Source organism: Cardiobacterium hominis (assembly GCF_900637305.1).
Classification (GTDB): Bacteria; Pseudomonadota; Gammaproteobacteria; order Cardiobacteriales; family Cardiobacteriaceae; genus Cardiobacterium; species Cardiobacterium hominis.
The window spans coordinates 74,537-100,023 of sequence record NZ_LR134365.1; the positions used below are offsets into that span (position 1 = coordinate 74,537).

The following is a 25,487-nucleotide window of genomic DNA, read 5'->3' on the forward strand; positions in this document are numbered from 1 at the left end:
AAAGCAATCCGGTGTTGGGGCGTCAGACTTTATTATTCAAAACGAGGTAGTCCTCAAAAGAATGCTGTCATGCGAAGTTTGTTTATCCCTGCCCTCACCCTAACCCCTCTCTCTTGCTGCGCAAGCAATGCTTGTCCCACTGGGAGAGGCGCTTATCCGCTGAAATGCAAACACGCTAGCGCACCCATTGCACGACTTCATCAAACGGCTTGCGGCCTTTAGAGACAATCTCGCGGCTGCGGTAACCAAATGTCGCCATAACGGAAACGCCCCACTCTGCCAAATCAAAAATGCCCGCGTCGGCAAGGATTTTATTGACGGCTTCGTAATTGAATCCTTCTATTGGGCAGGAATCGATACCAATCATTGCCGCCCCTGTCATCATATTGGCGAGCGCGATATAGGTTTGTTTACAGGCCCAGTCAAACAAGGTTTGTTCATTGGCCGCCTGTTTCATGTCTTCCGTCTGAAATTGTTTATAGCGCGCCAATCCCGCCTGTAATTGTTCGCCTTCGAAACCGCGGCGAATTAATACGTCGCGCAGAAATTCGCTATCGTAACGGGCATGCTTTTTGGCGAGAAAAACGACTAAATGACTGCAATCGTCGAGCTGGTTCGCCACGCCCCAGCCGACCGGCTTGATGGCTTCACGTAGCGCCGGGTTTTGCACGACCACGAAACGCCAAGGCTCAGAGCCAATCGAGCTGGGGGAAAGTCGCCCCAATTCGAGGATAAATTTCATATCTTCATCGCTAATTTTGCGATTGCCATCGTAATAGCGGGTGGCGACACGGCGTTTGAATGCGTCAAGAATGTCTTGTTTGTTAAAGGTCATATCAGTATCTCCTGTGGGGTTAGTGGCGGGCATTGTACGCTTTTTGTATGGGCGGTTATTGTCCGTGAATGGCTTTCCGTATTTTCGGAAAGGCTGCAGCGCGACAATACGCCATCATGCGACATTAAGAAGGTGCGCCGGAGCGCACCTCCTTTTGTGGAATCGCGGTGTTTATTCCGCTTCCGTGCTTGCTTCGTCGCCGAGGTAGCCGCCGGTCTGGCGCGACCACAGTTGGGCGTAGAGGCCGCCTTTGGCGATGAGTTCGTCGTGGCTGCCCTGTTCGACGATGCGGCCGCCGTCCAGGATGATGAGGCGATCCATCGCGGCGATGGTGGAGAGGCGGTGCGCGATGGCGATGACGGTTTTGCCTTGCATCAGCTGGTTCAGGCTTTGCTGGATGGCGGCTTCGACTTCGCTGTCCAGCGCCGAGGTGGCCTCGTCCAGGATGAGTATCGGCGCGTCTTTGAGCAGGACGCGGGCGATGGCGATGCGCTGCCGTTGGCCGCCGGAGAGTTTGACGCCGCGCTCGCCCACTTGCGCGTCCAGTCCGGTGTTGCCGCGCTGGTCGGAGAGTTCGGCGATGAAGTCGGCTGCCTCGGCTTGTGCGATGGCGTGTTGTAGTTCGGCTTCGCTCGCGTCCGGGCGGCCGTAGAGGATGTTGTCGCGCACGGAGCGGTGCAGGAGCGAGGTGTCTTGCGTCACCATTGCGATGTGGCGGCGCAGGCTGTCTTGGGTGACGTCGGCGATGTTCTGCCCGTCGATGCGAATTTCGCCGGAGTCCAGGTCGTAGAAGCGCAAGAGGGCATTGACCAGCGTTGATTTGCCCGCGCCGGAGCGACCGACGAGGCCGATTTTTTCGCCGGGGCGGATGGCAAGCGTGAGGTTGTGCAGCACGTGTTTTTCTTCGCTTTTGCCGTAGCCGAAGCTGACGTTGTCGAATTCGATCGCGCCACGGCTGACTTCGAGTTCGCCCGCGCCGGGTTTGTCCTGCACGCTCACCGGGCGGGCGAGCATGTTCATGCCGTCGGCGACGGTGCCGACGTTTTCTGATAAGCCGCCGATTTCCCACATGATCCAGTGTGACATGCCGTTCATGCGCAGCGCGAGGCCGGTAGCGGTCGCAATCGCGCCGACGGCGAGCTGGCCATGCATCCACAGGCCGATGCCAACCGCGCCGATGAGGAAGAGCAGGCTGTAGTTGAGCAGGTTCACGATGACATCCAGATTCGCCACCATGCGGAACTGGTGGTAAACGGTGTCGAGGAATTCATGCATGGCGCCGCGCGCGTAGTCCGCTTCGCGCCGCGTGTGCGCGAACAGTTTGACGGTGGCGATGTTGGTGTAGGCGTCGGTAACGCGGCCGGTCATGGTCGAGCGCGCGTCCGCCTGCGCTTCCGACACTTGGCGCAAGCGCGGCAGGTAGTGGCGCAGTACCAGCGCGTAGATGACGATCCAGGCAATCATCAACAGCATCATCGCCCAGTGCTGGCTCGCCATCAGCGCGATGATGGAGAAGAAGTAGGCGACGACGTACACCATGACGTCGGTGCAGGTAGTCGCCACCGCCCGCACCGCCAGCGCCGTTTGCATCACCTTGGCGGAGACGCGCCCGGAGAATTCGTCCTGATAGAAGCTCATGCTCTGCCCAAGGAGGTAGTTGTGCATGCGCCAGCGCGCCGCCATCGGCATGTTGCCCATAATCATCTGGTTACGCGCGACGGTGCCGATGTAGCCAAAGAGCGGCAGCAGGACCAGCACCACCAGCCCCATGCCGGCGAGTTTCCAGCCTTCGTCGCGCAGGAGGGTGTCGGGGGCGCGCGCCGCCAGCCAATCGACGATGTTGCCGATGAAGCCAAAGAGCAGCACTTCCAGCACGGCAACGGCGATGCCGGCAATCATGATGATCCACAGCGGTGTGTAAAAGCCGCGGCAGTAGTAGCGGATGAAGGCGAAAAGCGTCTGCGGTGGCGCTTCCGACCAGTCGGGCGGGAAGGGGTTGGTGCGTTTTTCGAAGGTGGCGTACATGGTGGTGATTTAGATAAGTGGAAAGGCGGGGATTATACCGAAAAAGGCGGTTGCCCTTTGGCGGTTCGGACACGGTTTGCCGCAACAGAAAACGGCCTCTTGCGAGGCCGTTTGGAGCTGATGTTTTAAGGTTAGCGCTCGTAGTTGTTGGTGACGGTGGTATTGCCATAGTGGTTGGCACCATCTTCACCCTGGAAGGTGTTGCTGGCGCTGCCACTGCTACGCGCGGCACCAAAGACACCGCCCCAGTCGCCCGTTTCATAGGCGGAGCCGTATTTGTCCTCACGGGTGACGGTGTTGAACGCACCGCCCATTTCCTGCGCCTTGTCGCCAAAGAAGGAGGCGCGGAAATCGGCTTTGTCATCGCCCGGGGCATAAACGCGGTCTGCCGAACCAACGACGGTATTACCCATGATGTCGCCTTTGAAATGGACTTTCAGGTCTTTGACAATCGCACCGTTCGGGTTGTCTTTTACCAGCGTGTTTTTCAGCCAGGCGTTGTAAACATCGCCTTCCACTTTCTTGTTGGCGAAATTGACGTCTGCCTGCACAAAGTTACCCAGCCCCATTTGCGCTGTTCCGCCGCCGATTTGCTCGCGGGCAAAGGCGTTGGGGAGGTTTACTTTGTTATTCGGATCGCGGTATTCGGTGAAGCCGAGGAAGTCGTTATTGATGCCGTACATCAAGGCATGGCCTTCATATTTGACGTTGCCTTCGTTCGGTAGACTGGCCATTTGCTCAATGCTCGTTGCCTCTACCCCGCGGTAGAAGTAATTATCCACACTGCCTTTGTCATTTTTGTGGGCAAACGGCGCATGGAGGAAGCCGCCACCAAAAGGTCCTTCGCCTGCGCTCAGGTCAAGATTGGTAGTGACGCGGCCGTATTGCACTTTGGTCAGTGTGATCGGCTTGGCACCAATGCTCCATTCGACGGGTGCGCTGTCCAAGTCGGCCTTGGTGTCATAACGCGCCTGCTTGGCATCGCCATCGTTTACCCAGCCTTCCTGCTCGTTATCCGGAATGGCAGAACCCGCTACTGTGCCTGCCGTGCGTGCCACAAATGACCGCGCGCCAGAATAGCTGTTCAGGGTGACCGGCTTGATTTTGCCTTCATCCGACCATGCGAGGTGATAGCGACCAAAGATGCGGGTTTTGGTGTTATGCCAGTCTTGCCATTGCTGGGTGTCTGCGTTCCAGCGTTTTTCCTGGCCGAGCGTTTTCATCGAGCTGCCGATACGAATCAAACCGTTGGTAATGTCGCCGGTCGGCTGGATTTCGATATCGCGATCCCAAGGATCTTTACGCTCCAGATCGTCCGAGGCGATGGGGCCGCTATTATCGACGTTGTTATCAACGCGGCGGGCGCGCGGATCCCAGCCGTTACGCGTGGCGTGGTTTTCAAAGGCGCTGTCTTGCGTACTCCACCACACCAAATCCGCGCCGTATTTTTTAGCGTATTTCGGCTCATGGATGCGCGCGTCGGCAAAGCGGATTACAGTCGGGTCTTCCAGCCAGCCCTGATAGGCAGGCCCACGGAAAGCGCCCTGGTGACCGTCTTTCAGGTTGCTCGGCTCAACCCATTTGTGACTTAGCAAACGCCAATTATCGGAACAGGCGACTTGTCCGCCTGCTTGGCACAAGGGCGGCGTGCCTTGGAGATAGACTTTATCCTTGCCTGTTACTTGGGTCGGAGTGCCAGCTTGCATACCGATAAAACGATTATTGTTGTTCGGGTCAAATTGGGGCGTGTAAGGCGTATATTCCCAAGTCTGCTCCAGCGCCCATTGCCAAGTATTCGGATCAGGGTTAACCAGCGGACGAATCAGTTTTTGGCGACGAATCGCGGTAAATTCATCCACCTCGAGATACGTATGCTCATGCCCGTAATCCGCCGATGCCGGGGTTACGCCACTCAGCTTCGCATTGTATTTGATGTCATAAGGTTCATTGGGATAGCGCGGATCGCCTTTTTGGCGCGGCTCAATGCTTTCCATATCATCTTCATAGACCCAGCCGTTGTACTGGAACTGCTTGATGCCGGTGCGTTTGGATTGGCGGTTGATGCGGTTGTTTTCGTCATCCCAGCCCGGATAGGGATTATTCGGATAGTGAATGCCCGCATAAACCGATGAGCCTTCACGGTTCAGCCAGCTGCGGTCAGCATCCCGGCCATGCGCGCGCCATCGGGTATTGCTTTGCCAATTGGGGCCGGGGGCATATTCGTTGTTATCCACCGGCACGTGTGTACGCCCGCCCTGAATGAAACGGAACATGTAGTTGTCCATCGTCCCGCCCTGGGCAACGTCGGCTTGTCCCAGACCGGTATTGTAACGATGCCATCCTTTGTCGTTATTGCCCGTGGTTGCCCAGTTAAGGTTGGATTTGAGCAAATCTTCCAGGTTGGCAGGGGTGTTCGGCATGGCGGGTTCGAGAACTGCATCCGGCGCCTGATGATTATGCGCTACCGGATTGCCATAATAGGAAGGATCATTCGGATTCGTCGCGTGCGGATAATCTACATACGGCTGCAAATACTCAAAGCGCAGGGTATAGACGTGGCTCACCCGGTCACGGGTGATGTTTTTATCCTTGTCCACGTTATCGGTGACATGGCGATCGTAATCCTGACGGTCACCAGGGGTATTGCTCATGATTGGCGTACCGTCGGCATCCACCGCCGCACTGCCCGGCAATTTATAAATGCCCGCAAGCACGTCAACGTTCTCGAAGTTCATCGCCTGCAAGCTGGGTTGCGCTTGGGGTCTGCCTGTGTTGGTCAGCGGTTCAGGGGAAAATCCGCCAGCAAATTGAGCTTTCACCGGTTGACCGTCTTCGCGGGTCAAATCCTGACGCGCCAGCACGATATTGCTCAGTTTGGGGTTTTGCTCGTCCAGCGGCACACCCAGAAGCGGCGTGGAAGACGCGAGTTTTTCAGGGTTATACACCCGGTCATAGGTTGAATTGTCGCGGCGGATATATTGCAGGCCGCCTACCGTGCTTTGCTTGAGCAGGTCTTTGTCATCAACCACATGGGTTTGCGTCGGATCGACCAAGGTGGAATCGTGGCTTGACGGGTTTCCCGCATCTGGCGTCGGTGCCGGATTTGGCGCGGGTTGCAAAGGATTATTGAGACCGGGGCTGGTTTCATCGCCGCCGCGTCCGCCACAGGCTGCAACGCCGAGCGCTACCAGTACCGCGCAAGACAAGTTGGATAACTTCATACATACTCCTGACCATTTAAAAACATACGTGTAAATCCATCTTTGGCCTTATGAAGTGCGCCAAACCAATGGAGTTTTACTAAATAGTCATTATAAATGTAATCCCTTGGCAATCAGAAAAAATTTTTACTTTGTGCGTGATTATCAGATTTCCCAATATACTCGAATAACCGGCTGTCTTTTAGAGCAAGCGACCAAGCGCGAGACCGCCTGCGACCGCTGCCAAACCCAGTGCGAGGCTCGCCACCACATAAAGCGCCAACCAGCCAAACTGCTGCGCCTGCCACATCGTCAAGCACTCCAGCGAAAAAGTTGAGAACGTGGTAAAACCACCGCAAAATCCAGCGATGAACAGCCCGCGCAGGACGCTATCGCGGGCGAGCGTTTGCGCCAATAGGCCAATCAGCAGGCAGCCGAGTACATTCACCAGCAACGTCGCCCACGGCAGCGGCGAACCGCTGCGTGCCATGGCAACGCTCACCGCATAGCGACAGACGCTACCCAAGCCGCCGCCGAGGAAGACTAGCAAAAAGTTCATGCGAATAACCCCGACACTGCCTGCCGCTCACCGCGCTCATGTGCGAGCAGCCATGCTTTGCGCTGTAAGCCGCCGCCGTAGCCGGTGAGCGCGCCGTCCTTGCCGATGACGCGGTGGCAGGGAATCAGGATGGATACGCGGTTAGCGCCGTTGGCGGCTGCAACGGCACGCACCGCCGCGGGTTTATTTATTCGCGCCGCCAGCGCCTGATAGTGGGTGGTTGTGCCGAAGGGAATGTCGCGTAATGCCGCCCAGACGTGTCGCTGTAAATCGGTGCCCGGGGTATCCAGCGCGACGCTAAAGGTTTGCCGCTCGCCCCGGAAATATGCGGTGAGTTCCCGTGCCGCCTGCTGTGTGTGCTCATTCTCGCCCAGTTCGGTGCGCGCCTGAAACAGTCGCTCTAAATCGCGGCTTTCGCGTTCTATTCGCTGCGTTCCCGCAAATTCTGCCAGACAGACGCCGCGATGGCTGGCGGTAATCCACATCCGACCGAGCGGCGTTTCTATTTTTTGGCTGAAAAGTAGCGGCATCGTGCGCCCTTAGATTTGCATAAACATCCGCGCTGCCGCGAGGGCAAAGGCAAAGATCCAGGCATAGCCAAAAATCGCCAGACGGGTGCGGGTTTTCCCGCGCCGTAATTGCCAGCGGCCAACGGTTTCCATCGCCGCGGCAATCGCTAATGGCGTCAAGAGCAGATTGAGCCACCGCATGAGCGGGCTATGCAGGAATGGCGCCGGGAAATAATAGAGGCTGATGATGCCGAGTAACGCGCCGATTACCGCATAAGCGACGATGGCAATCCAGGAGTGGTAGGTACGGCCACCGCAGGTTTTGGTGATTCCCACGCCAAGCAGTTCTACCAATAGTTCCAGAATAAATTGGCCCAAGATTTCGAACAGGAATTCAAGCAGGATTTGCATCGGGATTTTTCCATTCAAACCGCTTTTTCACGGGTAAAACGTCCATAAATAAAGCGGTGCGCCGCAGCGCACCGCCTATTTTTTATACCACCAAGTTCACCAACTTGCCGCGGACGACGATGCTTTTTTTCGGCGTTTTGCCTTCGCTGTGGCGTTGCACGTCGGGGTGGGCAAGGGCGGTGGCGATGATGTCGTCGTCGCTCATGCCGGCGGCAATTTCGATTTCCGCGCGGCGTTTGCCGTTGATTTGCACGACCAGGGTGATGGTGTCGCGCGTCAAGGCCTGCGAGTCAGGCTCGGGGATGGCGGTGTCGAGGATGTTGCCGGCGTAGCCGAGTTCGTCCCAGAGGGCGGCGGCGATGTGCGGCGTGATGGGCGCGAGGATGAGCAGCAGGATGCGCAGGCCTTCGCTGCGCAGGCGTTTTTCTTCCGGCGCGACTTCGCCGAGGGTGTTCAAGATTTTCATCGCCGATGACACCACGGTGTTGTACTGGTTGCGCTCGTAGTCGAATTGTGCCGAGCGCAGTTGTTCGTGGATGGCGTGGCGCAGGGTTTTGTGTTTGCTGTCGAGCGCACTGTGTTCGACCGGGGCGGGGTCGAGCTGGTCGCGGTGGTCGTGGGCGTAGGCCCAGAGGCGTTTCAGGTATTTGTGCGCGCCTTCGACGCCGCTTTCGGACCATTCGAGGGTGGATTCGGGCGGCGAGGTGAACATAGTGTAGAGGCGGGCGGTGTCGGCGCCGTATTTTTTGACCAGCGCTTCGGGGTCCACGCCGTTGTTTTTCGATTTGGACATTTTTTCCATGCCGCCGTATTGCACCGGCTGGCCGTCGGCAATGAGTGTGCCGCCGGTAACGCGGCCCTTGTCGTCGGTCGCGGGTTCGACTTCTGCCGGGTTGTACCAGGTTTTTTTGCCGCTCGCGTCTTCGCGGTACCAGGTGGCGGCCAGCACCATGCCTTGGGTCAGCAGGCGTTTGAAGGGTTCGCTGACTTTGACGAGGCCTTCGTCGCGCATCAGTTTGGTGAAGAAGCGGGCGTAGAGCAGGTGGAGGATGGCGTGCTCGATGCCGCCGATGTATTGGTCCACGTCCTGCCAGTAGGCGGCGTCTTCCGGGGCGACCATGCCGCCGGTGTAGTCGGGCGACATGTAGCGGAAGAAGTACCAGCTGGATTCGACGAAGGTGTCCATGGTGTCGGTTTCGCGGCGGGCGAGGCGGCCTTCGGCGTCTGTGGTCTCATAGTAGTCGGGCAGTTTGGCAAGCGGTGAGCCACTGCCGTCCGGGATGATGTTTTCCGGCAGGACGACGGGCAGGTCGCTGTCGGCGACGGGCAGATCGCGGCCGTCGGCGTCGTGGATGACCGGTATCGGGCAGCCCCAGTAGCGCTGGCGGCTGATGCCCCAGTCGCGCAGGCGGTATTGGGTTTTTTCTTCGCCGGCGCCGCTTTTGCCGAGCGCCGCGCCGATGGCGTCGAAGGCCTGCGCGAAGTCGAGGCCGTCAAAGGCGCCGCTCGCGATAAGGCGGGTGTTTTCTTTGGCGCCGTACCATTCTTGCCAAGCGGCCGCGTCGTAGCGCTCGCCTTCACGGGCAACGACTTGGCGGATGGGCAGCCCGTATTTGTGCGCGAACTCGAAATCGCGTTCGTCGTGCGCGGGCACGGCCATGACCGCGCCGTCGCCGTATCCCCAGAGGACGTAGTTGGCCACCCATACTTCCAGCGCCTCGCCGTTGATGGGGTTGATGACGTAACGCCCGGTCGGCATGCCTTTTTTCTCCATCGTCGCCACGTCCGCCTCGGCGACCGAGCCCGCCTTGCATTCGGCAATAAAGGCGGCAAGGGCGGGGTTATCCGCGGCGGCAGCGGTCGCCAGCGGGTGTTCGGCGGCAACCGCCAGATAGGTCGCGCCAAACAGGGTGTCGGGGCGGGTGGTGAAGACTTGCACGTTGTGCTGGTCGGCGCTGAGGCCGGCGCGGCTGTCTGCACGCAGGGCAAAGCGCACGTTCATGCCGCGCGATTTGCCAATCCAGTTGCGCTGCATGGTTTTGACGCGCTCCGGCCAGCCGTCGAGGGTGTCCAAATCGCGCAGCAATTCTTCGGCGTAGTCGGTGATGCGGAAGTAGTACATCGGAATCTCGCGCTTCTCTACCAGCGCACCGCTGCGCCAGCCGCGGCCGTCAATGACTTGTTCGTTGGCAAGCACGGTCTGGTCCACCGGGTCCCAGTTCACCGTGCCGTTTTTGCGGTATATCAGCCCTTTTTCAAAGAGACGGGTAAACAGCCACTGCTCCCAGCGGTAGTAGTCGGGCTTGCAGGTGGCGAGTTCGCGCGACCAGTCGATGGCAAAGCCGAGCGATTTCAGCTGGTTTTTCATGTAGTCGATGTTGCTGTAGGTCCAGGCGGCGGGCGCGACCTGGTGGTTCATCGCCGCGTTTTCCGCCGGCATGCCGAAGGCGTCCCAGCCCATCGGTTGCAGCACGTTTTTGCCGCGCATCCGTTGGTAGCGGGCGATGACGTCGCCGATGGTGTAGTTGCGCACGTGCCCCATGTGCAGGCGGCCGGACGGATAAGGGAACATCGACAGGCAGTAGAATTTTTCGCGCGTGGGGTCAGTCACGGCGCGGAACGTCTGGTTTTCTTCCCAGGATTTTTGAATGGCGGCTTCGAGTGTTTGCGGTTGATACTGCGGTTGCATGGGGTTTCCTGAAAGGGTGGTAAGAAAGCGGCTAATGATACACCAACGCGCCCATGCAAAACGGTTATAGCCCCATGAAAACACGTCCTTAGCCAGCGGCGGGGCGATGCCCTACGATGCCGCATTTTCTCACCGGAGTATTTTCATGAAAAAAGCCCTGCTTACCGCGCTGCTGGCGCTTGCCCTGCCCGCGGTCGCCGCCGACAAAGAACTGCTCAACGCCTCCTACGACATCGCGCGCGAGCTGTTCGCCCGCTACAACGCGCTCTACGAAAAAGAACATCCCGACGCGCCCAAGATTAAGCAATCGCACGCCGGTTCCTCCAAACAAGCGACCGCCATCCTGCAGGGGCTGAAGGCGGACGTCGTTACCTTCAACCAGGTTACCGACGTCGAAATCCTTGCCAGCAAGGGCAAGCTGCTGCCGGAAAACTGGCGCGAACGCCTACCCCATAACAGCTCACCGTATTACTCCACCACCGCCTTCCTCGTGCGCAAGGGCAACCCGAAGCACATCGAAAACTGGGGTGATTTGGCTAAAGAAGGCGTCAGCATCGTCTTCCCCAACCCGAAAACCAGCGGCAACGGGCGCTACACCTACCTTGGCGCACTCGGCTACGCGCAGGACACCTTCAAAACCGAAGCCGAACAGCACGCTTTCCTCAAAGACTTCCTCGCGCACGTCGCCGTCTTCGATACCGGCGGGCGGGGGGCGACCACCAGTTTCGTCGAGCGCAAGATTGGCGATGTGCTGATTACCTTTGAATCCGAAGTGAACGGCATCCGCCAGGAATACGGCGCGGACGATTACGAAGTCGTCGTGCCGAAAATCTCCATCCTCTCCGAATTTCCGGTGGCGTGGCTGGACAAAAACACCGAGGCGAAAGGCACCACCGATGCCGCGAAGGACTATTTGCAATACCTCTACAGCGAACCGGCGCAGCGCCTGCTCGCCGAAAACCACTACCGCGTGCGCGACGAAAAAGTGCAGGCCGAATACAAAGACCGTTTCCCCGACGTGCGGCTGAAAACGGTGGAAGACATCGGCGGCTCATGGGAGCAGGTGATGCAAGCGCACTTCGCTAACGGCGCACTGCTGGACCAGTTGCAGAAGCGGTGAGCGCTTTATAGCGATACACCGAAAGTTTCAGACAAGGCGCGCCGCTGAAGACAGTACGCTTTTGTACGGCGAAGCGGCGCAACACCGTATGAAACTTTCGGTGGATTGCCATACATACACGAATCCCGCTACCGCATATATAAAAGACGCTGCGCGATTTATCCGCGCAGCGACAAATACCCACAAAAAATGAACGACAAACGCTTCCCGCATGATGACCCGCATCTCATGCACAACGGCAGAAACCTGCGCAAAAACATGACGCCTGCCGAACAGAGGTTGTGGAAACACCTGCGCGGCAAAAGATTGGGCGGCTACCGCTTCCGCCGCCAACAGCCGCTGGGTCAATACATCCTCGATTTCGTCTGCGTGGACGCAAATAGACGGCGGGCAACACGCCGAACAAACCGCTTATGACGAAACACGGACACGATACTTGCAAAACCTGGGATTCACCGTTATCCCCTTCTGGAACAACGAAGTCCTGCAACAAACTGACGCCGTATTGACCGCCATCCTGCATAAACTGGAAGAACTCAAAGCCAAATGAATCGGACGCTACGCGATTTATCCGCGCAGCGACGACAAATACCATCCCCATAAACCTTCCTTAAATCATCACAAGCCCCCCCATGACCCACCCTCGCCGCCTACAAGTCCTGCCCGGATTCGGTCTCTCGCTCGGCATGAGCCTGCTCTTTGTCGCCATCGTCCTCCTGCTGCCGCTCTCCGGCCTTGCCCTCAATCTTGCCGAGCTTTCTTTCGCCGACTACCGGGCAATCGTCAGCGACGTGCAAACGCTTGCCGCCTTGCGCGTAACGTTTTGGGCGGCGGCGTGGGCGTCGCTTTTTAACGCGCTTTTCGGTCTGCTCCTCGCCTGGGTGCTGAGCCGCTACCGCTTCCCCGGCCGCATCTTCATTGACGCCTTGGTCGATTTGCCCTTCGCCCTGCCGACCGCCGTCGCGGGCATCGCCCTTGCCACCCTTTTTGCCGCTGACGGCTGGCTCGGGCAACCGCTGGCGGCGCTCGGCATCGCCATCGCCTATAAACCGGCGGGCATTGTCGTCGCCATGATTTTTACCAGCATCCCTTTCGTCGTGCGCGCGGTGCAGCCGGTGCTGGAAGCGTTGCCGCCTGCGGTGGAAGAAGCGGCGGCGACCCTCGGCGCGCGTCCGCCGCAGATTTTTACCCGCGTCATCCTGCCGCAACTGATGCCTGCGCTCGCCTCCGGCGTGGTGCTGTCGTTCGCGCGCAGTCTCGGCGAGTTCGGCGCGGTCATCTTCATCGCCGGCAACCAGCCCTACGTCAGCAAGGTGGTGTCGCTGCTCATCTTCGAACGCCTGCAAGAGTTTGACCTGCCCGCCGCCGCTGCCATCGCCTCGCTCATGCTCGCCGCCTCGCTGCTCCTGCTGCTGCTCGTCAATCTCTGGCAGGGGCATTTCCTGCGCCGCTTCGGGAGAAACGCATGAGACGCCTCTTGATTGCCCTCGCGCTCGCCTTCGTGCTGCTCTTTCTCGTGCTGCCGCTGGCCGTCGTCTTCCACGGCGCGTTTGCCAAAGGCTGGGCGACCTTTGCCGCTGCCCTCGCCGAGGTGGACACCCGCCACGCCCTCTGGCTGACCCTGCTCGTTACCGCCATTACCGTACCGGTGAACGTCATCTTCGGCGTCGCCTTCGCCTGGCTCGTTACCCGCTTCCGCTTCCGTGGCCGCGCGCTGCTCATTACCCTGCTCGATATTCCCTTTGCCGTCTCGCCAGTCATCGCCGGTCTGCTCTATCTTTTGCTTTACGGCGCGAACAGCCCGCTCGGCGCATGGTTCGCCGCGCACAACCTGCAACTGATGTTCGCCGTGCCGGGTATCGTCCTCGTCACCGTTTTCGTGACTTGCCCGTTCGTCGCGCGCGAACTCATCCCCTTCATGCAGCAACACGGCGCGGCGGAAGAAGAAGCGGCGGTCGTCCTCGGCGCCAGCCGCTGGCAACTGTGGCGGCGCATCACCCTGCCGACCATCCTCTGGCCGCTGCTTTATGGCGTGGCGCTGACCAACGCGCGCGCGGTGGGCGAATTTGGCGCGGTTTCCGTCGTCTCCGGCAACATCCGCGGAGAGACCAACACCCTGCCGCTTAACGTCGAACTGCTGTATCAGGACTACCAGGCCGCCGCCGCCTTTGCCAGCGCGGTGCTGCTCGTCCTCATCGCCCTCGCCACCCTCGCGCTGAAAACCTGGGTGGCGCGGAAGGAACACGCATAACGCCACAGAACTACCCCCACCCCACCCCTCCCCCGCTGCGGGCTTCGCCCTGCGGGGGAGGGAGTAAGCAAGGAACCCCCATGAGCATCCAAATCCGAGAGCTGCACAAAACCTACGGCGACTACCCCGCGCTGCACCCGACCGACCTCACCATCGAAAACGGCGAAATGGCGGCGCTGCTTGGCCCCTCCGGCAGCGGCAAAACCACCCTGCTGCGCCTCATCGCCGGGCTGGAAAGCGCCGACGGCGGGCAAATCCGCCTCAATGGCCGCGACGTTACCCACGTGCCGGTGCGCGAGCGCCATATCGGCTTCGTCTTCCAGCACTACGCGCTGTTCAAGCACCTCACCGTTGCCGACAACATCGCCTTTGGTCTCACCATCCAGCCGCGCCGCGAGCGACCGGCGAAAGCGCGCATCCGCGAAAAAGTCGCGCAACTGCTCGACATGGTGCAACTTGCCGATATGGGCAGCCGTTACCCGGCGCAACTCTCCGGCGGCCAGCAACAGCGCGTCGCTCTCGCCCGCGCGCTGGCCACCGAGCCGGAAGTCATCCTCTTTGACGAACCCTTCGGCGCGCTGGACGTGCAAGTGCGGCACGACCTGCGCCTCTGGCTGAAAACCCTGCAACGCGAGCTGCGCTTCACCGGCGTTTTCGTCACCCACGACCGCGAAGAAGCGCTGGAGCTGGCCGACCGCATCGTCGTCATGCGCCACGGCGCCATCGCGCAAAACGCCGACCCGCAGCAGCTTTACGCCGCGCCTGCCGACGCGCAAGTCTTCAACTTCATGAGCGACACCCGCCGCTTTCCGGCGCGGGTGGAGAACCACATCCTGCACAGTGGCCGCGGCTGGGCAAAAGCCGAGTACCCGATAGCAGACGGCGACGGCGAACTCGCCCTGCGCGTGCAGGACCTCGAACTGAGCGGCCACCCGCCCGGCCACGTGCAACTGCCGGTCATCATCGAACACAGCACCCTGCTCGGCGCCAACTACCGCCTCACCGTGAAAAACCAGGGCTGGGGCGGGGATAGCCGCTGGCAACTGCCGCTACCGGCGCAAACCTGGCTGCGCCAGCCGCTGCACCACGGTCAGCGCGTCTATCTCAAACCGCGCCGCCTCTATTTCCTGCGCACGAATGGCGCCGTTGAAGCGCTGTTCCGCGCGCTGTGAATGCCCGCAAAAAATCCCGCCGCAGCGGGATTTTTTATGGGGAGGGGTGCGGTTATTCGATGCCCACTAGCCGCTTGCCTTCGGGGTAGCGGACGTCGTAGCTGTTTTCGATGCGCAGGGTGTCGCCGGCGTTTAGGGTTTTTTCCCAGAGGACGATGCCGCGCACGTTTTCGACGTTTTCTTGATCCGGTTTGGGGCTGAATTTGGGCTCGACGGTAACGTCGGTTTGGGTCGCCAGTGGCAGGCGCGCGTAGAGGCGCACGTCGCGTGCGGTTTTGCCGAGGTTGTGCAGGGTGACGGTCTGCCGTTTTTCCATGCGGTCTTTGAGGATGAGGCCGTTGCCGATGTTGTAGCCTGGCGGGATGGTGTATTGGACGTCGATGTGCGGGTCTTCGCCGAAGCTCATGATTTGCCGGCTGCTTTCGCGCATGATGCGGTCCAGCCGCAGTTGACCGATGCGGTTGCCGTCGCGGAAGAAGTTGGTGTGGCCGGGGTAGTAGGCGTAGCCGTCCGGTTGTTGCCATTCGGCGATGAGTAGTGCTTTGCTTGCCACCCAGGCGTAGGCGGCGCTGTAGAGTTTGGCGCGGCTGCGGTTTTGCCAGTAGGTGAGCTGGTAGCGGTCGCGCGAGCTCGCCAGGTTGTGCCGTCCGGGGATTTTGACGTTGAAATCGACGCCGGAGACGACGATGTCGTTGGCACTGTCGCCTTTTTCCGGGTCTTCGGCGCTGATGAGGTTCGGGCTGTTTTTGCCGCCGCTTGCGCCGATGCCAAAGGGGGCGTTGTTTTCGCCGAGGACGGTGGCGACGGTGCGGTCGGCAACGGCGACGCTGGTGCTTTGTAGTTGCGGGGTGTCCTGGTAGTCCGGCGGCGCGAAGGAGAGGCTGACTTCGACGTTGTCCCAGTCCAGCCCGCTTTGTTGGACGACTTGGGCGTAGGCTCGGATGTCGAGCTCGTTGGTTTCGGTGTTGAGGCTGAATTCGCTGTAGGGCTGCCAGTAGGCTTTGTCGGTGCGTTCGCGCAGGGTGAGGGTGACTTCGCCGATGCGGTCGCTGTAGATGTCGAACACGCCTGCGTATTGGCGGCTGTCGCGGCCTTTATTCTGCCAGGCGAGTTGTTCTTGTAGTTGTTTGAGTTCGTCTTGTTGTTCGCGCTCGGTTTTGAGCAGGTCTTCGCGCAGGCGGGCGAGGGTGTCCAGCTGGCGCTGCACTTCGCTGACGGAGCTGCCGTGGCCTTGCAGGCGCTGGATGAGGGCGCGGCTCATGTCGCGGTTGTCTTCGATGCTTTGCCGGGTGATGGTCAGTGCCTGTTCGGCTTCGTCTGCCTGGTGGACCAGCGGTTCGCTGGCGTCTTGTGTCGGCAGCGGCCGCATGCCCTGGCCGGTCAGGCGCGCGCCGTTGATGCTGAGGGAGACGTTGGCGATGTTGTCGCTCAGGAGCGGCGAGACGATGATGCGGTGCATGCCCTGTTTGTGGACGGTGACCTTGGCTTCGCGCACGAGTTCGGCTTCACGGCTGTAGAGTTTGGCGGTGACGACGGGCGCGTCGAGGTAGTAGTCTTCGGCGTGGGCGATGGTCGTGATGAGTGTCAGCAGGGCGGCCAACCATAGGCGCATGTTTTCATTCCTCGTTTTCTGAACGCGGCTATGATAGCAGATAGGCTTTCCATCTTGTCATAATTTATTCATTGTGATGGAAAGCCCTGGGTGTGGTTTAGGCGGCGGCAATCCAGGCGCTCATTTGCGCGCTGAGGATGCGCCACAGTTCTTGTTGTGCACCGATGCTCGCCCAGGCGTTGTGCGGGGTGTAGAGGACGCGCGGGTGGTCGCGCAGGGTGAGCAGCGGTTCGTCGGCGGGCGGTGGTTCGTCGGGGAAGACGTCGCTGACGTAACCAAGCAGTTTGCCCGCGTTCAGCGCGGCGACGACGGCGGCGCTGTCGGCGACCGGGCCGCGCGCCATGTTGAGGATGAGCGGCTGGCGCTGGCAAAGCGCGAGGGTGTCGGCGTTCAGCAAGTGATGCGAGGCGTCGTTGAGCGGGCAGTGCAGGCTGATGATGTCGGCGCGGGCGAAGACGTCGTCGAACGGTGTGTACTGCGGCGAACGCGGCGCGGTACCCCGGCGCTCTGCCCATAGCACGTTCATGCCGAAGACGCGCGCGATTTCGGTCACGCGCTTGCCGATGTTGCCGGTGCCGACGATGCCGAGCGTTTTCCCTGCGAGGTCGATAATCGGCAGTTCGTTCAGGCAGAAGCGGCCGTCGCGCTGCCAGTCGCCGTTTATCACTGCCTGATGGTAGGGCAAGAGGCCGCGCAATGCGGCGAGGATGGCGGCGAAGGTGTGTTCGGCGACCGAGGTGGTGGAGTAACCGGCGACGTTGGCGAGTTGCACGCCGTGGTCTTTGCAGGCGTCGGCATCGACGTTATTGACGCCGGTCGCGGCGACTTGAATCAGCTTCAAATCGGGCGACTGGGCGATGACGTCGCGTGTCAGCAAAACTTTGTTGCTGATGGCGATTTGCGCGCCGCGCAGGCGTTCGACGACGGTCGCGGTGTCGTTCGGCGTGGCGTCGTACACCTGCCAGTCAGTCACGCCCGCAGGCGCAGGCAGGTCAATGGTCGGCGAAAAAGTGTTGCGGTCAAGAAATACGGCTTTCATGCGGGTCTCCGGTGCGTGAAGGAAGCGCTATCTTACGAAGTTCTCGCCGCGCTGTCTTGTCCCGTCCATACAACAAACCCGCGTCGGGAAAACGCGGGCGCTGGTGAAAAAAGCTACGGAACTGCCTGTACGAACATTAAAAAAGGCTCGCATCCCTGCGAGCCTGGTACCATTTCATCGTCCTGATGAGCGTATTATACATACAACAAACGGGATAACAAGATGTAATTCGTCCTCAATCTTTCCGCCCCGTGACATCAATCACCAGCACCTCCGAGCGCGACCCCAGCCGCAGCGGCACGCCCCAGAAACCATAGCCGGACGAGACAAAAATTTCTTTACCCTCAATCTGTTCATGCCCGTAGTGCAAGCGGTAAAGCGCGCGCACGATGAAATTGGCGGGGAACACCTGCCCGTTGTGCGCATGGCCGGAAAGCTGAATATCCATCGGCGTCCGCGCATTCCCGACAATCTCCGTCGGGCGGTGGTCCAGCACCAGCACCGGCAAATCGCGGCGTACATCCCTTAACAACGCGGCGAGCGGGGGGCGGGCGCTGTTCATATCATCATCGCGGCCGACCACCACGGCGCGCTCACCCACCACCACCACCGCATCGCGCAATACCTGCACCCCGCCTTCGCGCAAAGCGCGCGCGTTCTCGTCGGCATCGCCGTAAAACTCATGATTGCCGAGCGTGCCGAACACGCCAAGCGGCGCGTGCAGCGCCTGCAAATGCGGCACCATCCCCTCCGCATAAAACGCCTCCGGCTTGTCATTAATAATATCGCCGGGCAGGAGGATGATATCCACCTGTTCCGCGGCGAAAATCGCCGCGAGACGATCCAGCTCGCGCGCGCCAAAGAAAAAACCGCTGTCCAGATGCAAATCGGTGGCGACGCCGATGCGTAGCGGTTGCGCCAGCGGCTTGTCGAGCGCGACCGCATAATGACGCACCACCGTGCTGTTCGCATTGAAAAAACCCCAGGCGAACAGCGCGCCGAAAGCCGTCGGCAAAAAGACGCGCAACGCCGTCGCCGCCTGCTGCGGCGCGAAAGGCTTGGCGAGGCGATACAGCACGAAGCCGACGACCGCCGCCATGAACCACAGCCACAGCAGGGCAATCAGCCACGCCTGCGCGATAAAAAGCGGCGGAAAGAGGCGCGACAACGCCAGCAGCGACAAACCGTTACCGGTGACAAACACCGCCGCCGTCAGCCAACGCCGCCGCTTCTCGCCCGCCAAAAAACGCAGCGAGCGCGCAAACACCCACAGCAACAACTGCAAGACCGCCAGCACCAACACGGCAAACAACCAACGAGGCATAAAAACTCCTAGTAAAATGGGCGCGCATCATAAACCAACGGAGACACCAATGAGCTTCACCGCCCCCACCGCGCCCGGCGCCACCCAAGAACACCGCCCGGAAACCCGCGGCTTCACCTACAACCACACCATGCTGCGCGTCAAAGACCCGGCCAAATCGCTGGACTTCTACACCCGCATCCTCGGCATGACGCTCCTGCGCAAAAGCGACTACGAAGGCGGCAAATTCAGCCTCTACTTCCTCGCCATGCTGCGCGGCGACGAAAACATCCCGGAAGACGAAGAAGCGCGCCGCGCCTGGATTGCGCGACAAAGCGGCATCCTGGAGCTGACCCACAACTGGGGCAGCGAAACCGACCCCGCCTTCCACTATCACAACGGCAACAGCGAACCGCGCGGCTTCGGCCACATCTGCATCAGCGTGCCGGATTTCGACGCCGCCATCCGCTGGTTTGACCAAAATAACGTCCCCTACCAAAAACGCCCGGAAGACGGCACGATGCGCCACATCGCCTTCATCAAAGACCCGGACGACTACTGGGTAGAAATCATCAAGGGCTAACATTTGCCGGTGCGCCTTCACCGCCGCATCTACAAACCACAAAAAGCCCCGGACATACCGGGGCTTTTGCTTGGCATCCATGATGAAATTCGTGATACCGCGCATAACACAGCCCGCCGCGGCAAAAACAACACTTGCAACCCTTTTATTACCGATAAATAATGCGCCGAGTTTCTGACAACAAGGGGAAAACCATGCAAAAACACTGGAAACACGCGCTTTACGCCACGATAGCCGCCTGCGGCCTCTATGGGCAAATGGTCATGGCGCAGGGACCCATCGAGAAAATCCCGCGGGCCGGTACGCAGGCGCGTTACCACGTCGGCGACAGCATCCAGGCGGGCAGCGGCGTTTACGGCAACTATCAAATTACCGGGCGCGGCTGGTACCGCGACGGACAAAAAATCGGCGACGGCCAGACTTACCGCCCCACCGCTGCCGATGCCGGACACAAAATCGCCTACGCCGAAGAAATCCGCGACCCGAAAACCGGGAAAAAATACAAAGTCTTCAGCTATACCGTCGAAATCAGCGACGGCGCGACCGCACTTGCCAACAAAGACCCGGCACTTTCCACCGGCGTGAAAAGCCCGCACGTGGGCGAAACCGTGAGCGGCATCGCCGGACAATATGAAGGCACCATCGTCGGCGGCGGCTGGTTTATCGGCACGCGCACCAACCAAATGCAAAAAGTCGCCAGCGGCAGCCAATACAAAATCCAGCCGAATGACGCAGGCAAACTGCTGGCATACCGCGAAGAAGTCCGCAGCGCACAGGGACGGATAAGCGTCTTTTCCACACTGCCGGTGCGCATCGCCGCCAAAAACGAAACATCGCCCACACCCGGTAACGACAACGATATCTGCGCAGCCATTACCGCACGACAAACACCGCTTATTGCCGGCATGGACATTCAGCCATTGCCCGATACCCCCCTGCCGGAAAAAGGCGTCGCCACCCTTGAGCCAACCTATAAAACCTGCCTGGTGCGTATCACCGACACTGGCTCGCTCAAACAAAACAACTTCAACTTCCGCCGCAATATCTATTCGCGCAGCCAGGCATTCAATGCCGATAACAGCAAAATGATTCTGATGGATCAGGCAGGATTCTGGTATCTCTATGATGCCCAAACCGGCAAAGAAATCCGCGCACTCAAAGACTTTCAGGGCGCAGAAGGATTGCCGCACCATATAGCTGGCGGTAATGCCGAGCCGCAATGGCATGCGAGCGATCCCAATACCCTTTATTTCATGAACGAGAACGGCGTCGGCATGAAACTCTTTAGCGTCGATATCGGCAAAAACCAAGTATCACTTGCCGCCGATATGGGCGCAGAAATCCGCAAATACTGGAATGTAGCCGATATCGCCACAACCCGCTCCGAAGGCTCGCCCTCAAGCGATGGCCGCTATTGGTGTCTGCTCGCGCGCGACAGTACCAGCTGGAAAACCCATGGCGTCTTTGTCTGGGACATACAACAACAACAAATCATCGGCCATCTCGATACCCCTGACGGCGCGCCTGACCACGTCAGCATGAGCCCCAGCGGCGAATATTGCGTCATCTCCGGCGATGACCAGACAGGAACGCGCGCCTATGACCGCAAATTCCAAAACTTCACCCAACTGCACCAAAAATCTGAGCATTCCGATATCGCACTGAACAAAGCAGGACAAGACGTTTACGTCTCCATTGACTACCAAAGCAGCGGCGGCGATATCTTTATGACCAACCTCAAAACCGGCAAACAAACCGTATTATTCCCAAGCTATCTCAACGGCACGGCGACCGCCATTCACATTTCCGGTAAAGCATTCCGCAAACCGGGCTGGGTTTTAATTTCTACCTATGCCGAGCAGAAAGGCGATCAATTCAATCTGCGCCGGGAAAACCGCCAATGGCTGCACCGCAAAATCTTTGCCGTCAGCCTGGAAGATACGCCCAAAATCTATTCCATCGCCAATGCCGATAGCGAACATTTTTACCCGCAATTACCAGAAGGAATGAATGATTCGGCAAATTACTGGCTGGAGCCGCACGCAACCGTCAATCAGGATTTCACCCGAATCCTCTTTAATTCCGGTTGGAACCGCATGAATGGTGAAGTGGACAATTTCATGATTGCCTTGCCGAAAAATGCCTTGCCGGATTAAATACCATCCAGCACAAAAAGCCGGAGCATTGCTCCGGCTTTTCTCTAGCAGAATACACAGAAAAACAAAAAGCGCCTTTACGGCGCTTTCTAAAAAACTGGGGTGGATGATGGGAATCGAACCCACGACCTCCGGAATCACAATCCGGCGCTCTAACCATCTGAGCTACACCCACCATTTGTAAAAATCCTATTTGGCGCACCCGACAGGACTCGAACCTGTAACCTACGGCTTAGAAGGCCGTTGCTCTATCCGGTTGAGCTACGGGCACGTTTCGGGTTGCTGGTCGGAGTAGAGGGATTTGAACCCCCGACCCCCTGGTCCCAAACCAGATGCGCTACCAGACTGCGCTATACTCCGCCACAGGATGAGGCGCGCATTTTAGTGAGCGCCCCCGGTGTCGTCAAGCGCTTTTCGCGCTTTTTCTCAACTGGCGCCGCTGTCTGGCAGGTTAGCGATGTCGTCTTTGTTCTCCACATGGAATGCCTCCGCCGGTTTTTCCGCCGCGACGGGCGCCGGATGCGTCTTGCCTTCGGCGCGATAGCGCACATGCAGCGGCGGCGCGCTGCCGTCTTTGTCCTGACCGAAATAGATTTCCATGTGCGGGAACGGCATTTCTATACCGGCGGCGTCAAAATACATTTTCACCAAGCGGTTGTACGCGCGTCCGACGACCCATTGATCGCCCGGCGTGGTTTTGATAGAAACGCGCAACATCACCGCGCTGTCGGCCAATTGCGACACGCCCTGAATGTTGATGGGTTCCAGAATATAACGCTTCATTTCTCCTTTGACCAATTCATTGAATGCCGCGCGTAATTGTTCTATCGCTTCGTCAATGTTTTCGCGATAGGCGATGCCGTATTCGGCGATATGGTTGGCATGGCCGCGCATGTAATTGGACACGCGGGTGACGTTGGAAAAGGGAATCAAGTGATAGGTACCGGAGCTGTCGCGAATGCCGACCGAACGGATGCCTACTTGCTCGGCGCGGCCGGTAATGCCATCGACGGTCACAATGTCGCCGGTGTTAATCGCATTTTCAATCTGGAAGAAAATTCCGGTAATCACGTCTTTTACCAGGGTCTGCGCCCCGAAACCGACGGCCAAACCGAATACCCCGGCACCGGCGATGAGCGGCCCGATGTTAATGCCGATTTCTGTCAGAATCATAATGGCGGTACTGGCAAAGATAATCACCGCCCAGGCGCTTCTGAATAGCGACAATAAGGTTTGGGTGCGCACGCTGGGTGCCGCGCCAATTTCCGCACTCAAATAGCGCTCAATGAATACTACCGACATCAGCCAGGTAATCAGCGCCACCGCCAGAATGATAAAGATATTCCAGAATTTGCTGACCAGCAACAGGCCACGCGGTGATGCCGCCCAGGCATTCAGGTCTATGACACTCCAGGCATCCAGCAGGCTGAAGCATACCAGCCAAATCATGCCGAATCGCAGAAAACGCAATCCCAATGGCACATAGAAATTCAGCCTTTTTGCCAATCCGGGTAAACGCCGCGCGGTCTCCGGTTTGAAGCGGATTTCGCGGTGAATGTATTGTGTCATCAAGGCGGAAAGCAATAATCCGCCGCAGACCCAGAGAATGGTATAGGAAGTCGCACGCAAGACATACGGCAATTCTTTTTCGCCACTGAGCAGGTTCAAAACAAGCAGCATCAGGAAATAGGCAATGGCGAGCAAATGCCAAATGGAGGAAAAGACGCGCAAGGCGCCCGCAAAAATCACGCTATTGGTTTCTTCTGCATAATGGCGCAATGCCAGGCGTACCGCGCTCCGCTGGCGAATAACAACCACCATGCCATAAATAAAGGCGCTTAATGCCAATAGCGCGGAGAACACCATGCCGAGCGATGGCGACAAATTGATTTTAATCAGCGGAAAGGCCACCAGATAACCATAGCCGAGCAAATGCAGCAGTGTGGCAAACCAGCGGTTCCAATAAATTGCCGTTGCATCTGTACACGGCAATAAACGCAAGCCCGGATAGCGTGGGTAAAAAACGGTGCGGATACCGATTTTCAATAATTCAATCGCGACAAAGGCGCGCATAAAAAACGCCGCCTGCGTCGTCATTGTCCCCGTTTCGCCGACGAGCAACACCGCCATCAAGCTGCAAAAGAGGAGTGAAAGCGCGAGCACCAGAACGTCGAGCAGCGACACGCCGACCACGCCCAACAGACGGCGCACCAGCGGGGTAAAGCGTCCTTCGCGCAAGACCCGCTCCTGCAAGCGCCGCTTGAGCGGGCGGCTTGCCAGTTGCAAACCGCGTAAAAACAGCAAGGTAGCGCCGATAATCAGCGCCAGATTGAGCGTCGCCTGCCAGAACATCTCGAAATTCACCGAGCGCAGCATCAAATCGCGCCCGGAAAAGGCGCCGACCAGCGCATCCCAACTGTCGCTGATGCGCGTCCCCACCTCGCGCAGCACTTGCACCGCCGCTCCGGCAACTTTCTTCGGCCACGCCGCCGCAGAGACGACCGCCGCGCGCGCGTTTTCCGCGACCGATTTCAGCGCTTCCGCCTCGGCCTGCTTGTTGTCTTTCTTCTCCTCAGCCGGTGCCGCCTCGGCCGCTGCCTCGTCTTTCGCCGCCTCACCCGTGGCGACATCGCCCTGCGGCGCGTCATTGCCCGCCGCTGCGGCATCTGGCGCTGCCTCTGCCGTTGTCGCCTCGCTTTTTGCCTTGTCCGCTTTTTCCGTGGCGTCCAGCTGTCGCAGTTGCGCAATCAGTACCTTGCGCTGCGCCGGATTTTCCAGCACATCGGCCAGCGCTGCCCAGGCTGCCTTGTCGTCAGCCTTACCCGCATCGCGCTCTGCCGCAAACGTCGCAACGCCAAAAAACAAAAAGAAAAACAGACAAAAACGCCACATAATCTTCTCCCATCAAACCCATTTACATACACAACGAGCGCTACCCTGTATGCATATAGCCATCCACGCAAAGCCCTGTACGGTGTTGCGCCGCCTCGCCGTACAACCGCGTACTGTCTTCGGCGGCGCGCCTTGTACAGAACTTTGCGTGTATAGCTATAAATCATGCTGGCGGCAACGCGCACAGCCGCTGCGGAAACACCCGCCCGTCGCGCGCCTCGCCGACGCCAAAAAACCGTGCGCCGTCGTACAGCGCGACCTCGCCGTGCGGCGCGGCGCAGGCGATGTCGTTGCCGTTGCGGATAAAGCGCAGCTTCTCCGGCGGCACCACCACCCGCGGCAAATGCGCGACGCAGCAATCGAGCGGCAACAGTAGCGCTTGCAACGCTGTCATGTCGCCCGCTTCCTGCCAGGCGCGCAGTGTGGCGAGCGGCGTCATCGCCGTCAGTCCCGCGACCGCCACCCGCCGCAGCGCGTGCGTATGTCCGGCGCTGCCGAGTGCTGCCGCCATGTCGCGCAGCAGGCTGCGGATGTACGTCCCCTTGCTGCAACGCACGAAAAAGCGCGCGCCGTCGCCGTCCATGCCCAGAAAACGCAATTCGTGAATGACCACCTCGCGCGCTTCCAGCTGCGGCAATTCGCCGCGCCGCGCCAGCGCATAAGCGCGTTCGCCGCCGACTTTCAGCGCGGAATAGACCGGCGGCACCTGCCGCTGCACGCCGCTGAAACCTGCGCACAGCGCTACCCAGTCCACCGCATCCAGCGGCGGCGGCGCGGCTTCGCGGATAACCGCGCCGCTGAGGTCGCCAGTATCCGTTTCCGTGCCGAAGGCGAGCGTCGCCTCATAGGCCTTGTCGCCGTCCAGAAAATAGCGGCCGAACTTGCTCGCCTCGCCGAACAGCACCGGCAACAGCCCGGTGGCAAAGGGGTCAAGCGTGCCGCCATGCCCCGCCTTCTCCGCCTGATACAGCCAGCGCGCCTGCTGCAACGCCTGGTTGCTGCTGATACCGGCGGGTTTGTCGAGCAGTAGTACGCCGTCGATTTTTTTGCGCTTGCCCATCGCAACACTCCTGAAAAAACAGCGCGCATTTTAGCAGCCGCGTTGCGCTTATAATTGATAACTTTTCCGCC

Annotated in this window: 18 protein-coding genes, 3 tRNA genes and 1 pseudogene; 7 read left to right on the plus strand and 15 right to left on the minus strand. The window is 59.2% G+C overall.

Annotated features, from left to right (window positions below; translation table 11 throughout):
* Positions 1–175: 175 nt before the first annotated feature.
* The 7 genes from EL199_RS00285 to leuS form a co-directional block, all read right to left on the minus strand.
* Positions 176–835 carry an NAD(P)H-dependent oxidoreductase gene (locus EL199_RS00285; RefSeq protein WP_004142807.1) on the minus strand — a complete coding sequence of 220 codons (660 nt, stop codon included), beginning with the start codon at positions 833–835 and terminating at the stop codon, positions 176–178.
* Between the two features lie 171 nt (positions 836–1,006).
* Positions 1,007–2,860, minus strand: a complete 1,854-nt coding sequence (locus EL199_RS00290) for an ABC transporter ATP-binding protein (RefSeq protein ID WP_004142805.1) — start codon at positions 2,858–2,860, stop codon at positions 1,007–1,009.
* A gap of 131 nt (positions 2,861–2,991) precedes the next feature.
* Positions 2,992–6,081, minus strand: coding sequence for a transferrin-binding protein-like solute binding protein (locus EL199_RS00295; protein ID WP_040355971.1), 3,090 nt, complete (start codon positions 6,079–6,081; stop codon positions 2,992–2,994).
* Positions 6,082–6,262: 181 nt separating this feature from the next.
* Positions 6,263–6,619 carry a fluoride efflux transporter CrcB gene (crcB, locus tag EL199_RS00300; RefSeq protein ID WP_004142803.1) on the minus strand — a complete coding sequence of 119 codons (357 nt, stop codon included), beginning with the start codon at positions 6,617–6,619 and terminating at the stop codon, positions 6,263–6,265.
* Positions 6,616–7,149, minus strand: a complete 534-nt coding sequence (locus EL199_RS00305) for a methylated-DNA--[protein]-cysteine S-methyltransferase (protein ID WP_004142802.1) — start codon at positions 7,147–7,149, stop codon at positions 6,616–6,618. The genes crcB and EL199_RS00305 overlap by 4 nt, the downstream gene beginning before the upstream one ends.
* 9 nt (positions 7,150–7,158) lie before the next feature.
* On the minus strand, positions 7,159–7,539 hold the full coding sequence (locus EL199_RS00310) for a hypothetical protein (protein ID WP_004142801.1): 381 nt from the start codon (positions 7,537–7,539) through the stop codon (positions 7,159–7,161).
* An 82-nt stretch (positions 7,540–7,621) separates the two neighbouring features.
* Entirely contained in the window at positions 7,622–10,228 is a 2,607-nt protein-coding gene (gene leuS, locus EL199_RS00315; RefSeq protein ID WP_004142800.1) for a leucine--tRNA ligase, read from the minus strand.
* Between the two features lie 145 nt (positions 10,229–10,373).
* Here leuS and cysP point away from each other — a divergent pair, with 145 nt between their 5' ends.
* The 5 genes and pseudogenes from cysP to EL199_RS00340 all read left to right on the plus strand — a co-directional run bounded on the left by cysP (position 10,374) and on the right by EL199_RS00340 (position 14,771).
* Entirely contained in the window at positions 10,374–11,348 is a 975-nt protein-coding gene (gene cysP, locus EL199_RS00320; RefSeq protein ID WP_040355968.1) for a thiosulfate ABC transporter substrate-binding protein CysP, read from the plus strand.
* A 189-nt stretch (positions 11,349–11,537) separates the two neighbouring features.
* Positions 11,538–11,898 (plus strand): annotated as a pseudogene (locus tag EL199_RS00325) (endonuclease domain-containing protein).
* Positions 11,899–11,980: 82 nt separating this feature from the next.
* On the plus strand, positions 11,981–12,817 hold the full coding sequence (gene cysT / locus EL199_RS00330) for a sulfate ABC transporter permease subunit CysT (RefSeq protein WP_004142795.1): 837 nt from the start codon (positions 11,981–11,983) through the stop codon (positions 12,815–12,817).
* Positions 12,814–13,599: a sulfate ABC transporter permease subunit CysW gene (gene cysW / locus EL199_RS00335; RefSeq protein ID WP_004142792.1), complete on the plus strand. Its 786-nt coding sequence runs from the start codon at positions 12,814–12,816 to the stop codon at positions 13,597–13,599. The genes cysT and cysW overlap by 4 nt, the downstream gene beginning before the upstream one ends.
* Before the next feature lie 80 nt (positions 13,600–13,679).
* The gene (locus tag EL199_RS00340) at positions 13,680–14,771 is read left to right on the plus strand and encodes a sulfate/molybdate ABC transporter ATP-binding protein (RefSeq protein ID WP_004142790.1); all 1,092 of its coding nucleotides are present in this window, start codon (positions 13,680–13,682) and stop codon (positions 14,769–14,771) included.
* A gap of 52 nt (positions 14,772–14,823) precedes the next feature.
* On the opposite strand, the gene EL199_RS00345 is transcribed toward EL199_RS00340, so the two are convergent.
* From EL199_RS00345 to EL199_RS00355, 3 genes are all read right to left on the minus strand, one after another.
* Positions 14,824–16,383, minus strand: coding sequence for a DUF4139 domain-containing protein (locus EL199_RS00345; RefSeq protein WP_004142788.1), 1,560 nt, complete (start codon positions 16,381–16,383; stop codon positions 14,824–14,826).
* Between the two features lie 97 nt (positions 16,384–16,480).
* Positions 16,481–17,422, minus strand: a complete 942-nt coding sequence (locus tag EL199_RS00350) for a D-2-hydroxyacid dehydrogenase (protein ID WP_004142786.1) — start codon at positions 17,420–17,422, stop codon at positions 16,481–16,483.
* Between the two features lie 235 nt (positions 17,423–17,657).
* Positions 17,658–18,746, minus strand: a complete 1,089-nt coding sequence (locus EL199_RS00355; RefSeq protein WP_004142781.1) for a metallophosphoesterase — start codon at positions 18,744–18,746, stop codon at positions 17,658–17,660.
* 49 nt (positions 18,747–18,795) lie between these two features.
* Between EL199_RS00355 and gloA the strand changes: the two genes are divergently transcribed.
* Both gloA and EL199_RS12920 read left to right on the plus strand, forming a co-directional pair.
* A complete protein-coding gene (gene gloA, locus EL199_RS00360; RefSeq protein WP_004142779.1) occupies positions 18,796–19,308 on the plus strand; it encodes a lactoylglutathione lyase in 513 nt (170 codons plus the stop codon).
* A 194-nt stretch (positions 19,309–19,502) separates the two neighbouring features.
* On the plus strand, positions 19,503–21,464 hold the full coding sequence (locus EL199_RS12920; protein ID WP_050768120.1) for a WD40 repeat domain-containing protein: 1,962 nt from the start codon (positions 19,503–19,505) through the stop codon (positions 21,462–21,464).
* A gap of 98 nt (positions 21,465–21,562) precedes the next feature.
* Here EL199_RS12920 and EL199_RS00370 read toward each other — a convergent pair.
* From EL199_RS00370 to truB, 5 genes are all read right to left on the minus strand, one after another.
* Positions 21,563–21,639 (minus strand) — tRNA-His (locus EL199_RS00370).
* A 19-nt stretch (positions 21,640–21,658) separates the two neighbouring features.
* A tRNA-Arg gene (locus EL199_RS00375) sits at positions 21,659–21,735 on the minus strand.
* Positions 21,736–21,747: 12 nt separating this feature from the next.
* A tRNA-Pro gene (locus EL199_RS00380) sits at positions 21,748–21,824 on the minus strand.
* A 66-nt stretch (positions 21,825–21,890) separates the two neighbouring features.
* Entirely contained in the window at positions 21,891–24,356 is a 2,466-nt protein-coding gene (locus EL199_RS00385; RefSeq protein WP_004142774.1) for a mechanosensitive ion channel domain-containing protein, read from the minus strand.
* A gap of 163 nt (positions 24,357–24,519) precedes the next feature.
* A complete protein-coding gene (gene truB / locus EL199_RS00390; protein ID WP_004142771.1) occupies positions 24,520–25,416 on the minus strand; it encodes a tRNA pseudouridine(55) synthase TruB in 897 nt (298 codons plus the stop codon).
* Positions 25,417–25,487 lie beyond the last annotated feature (71 nt).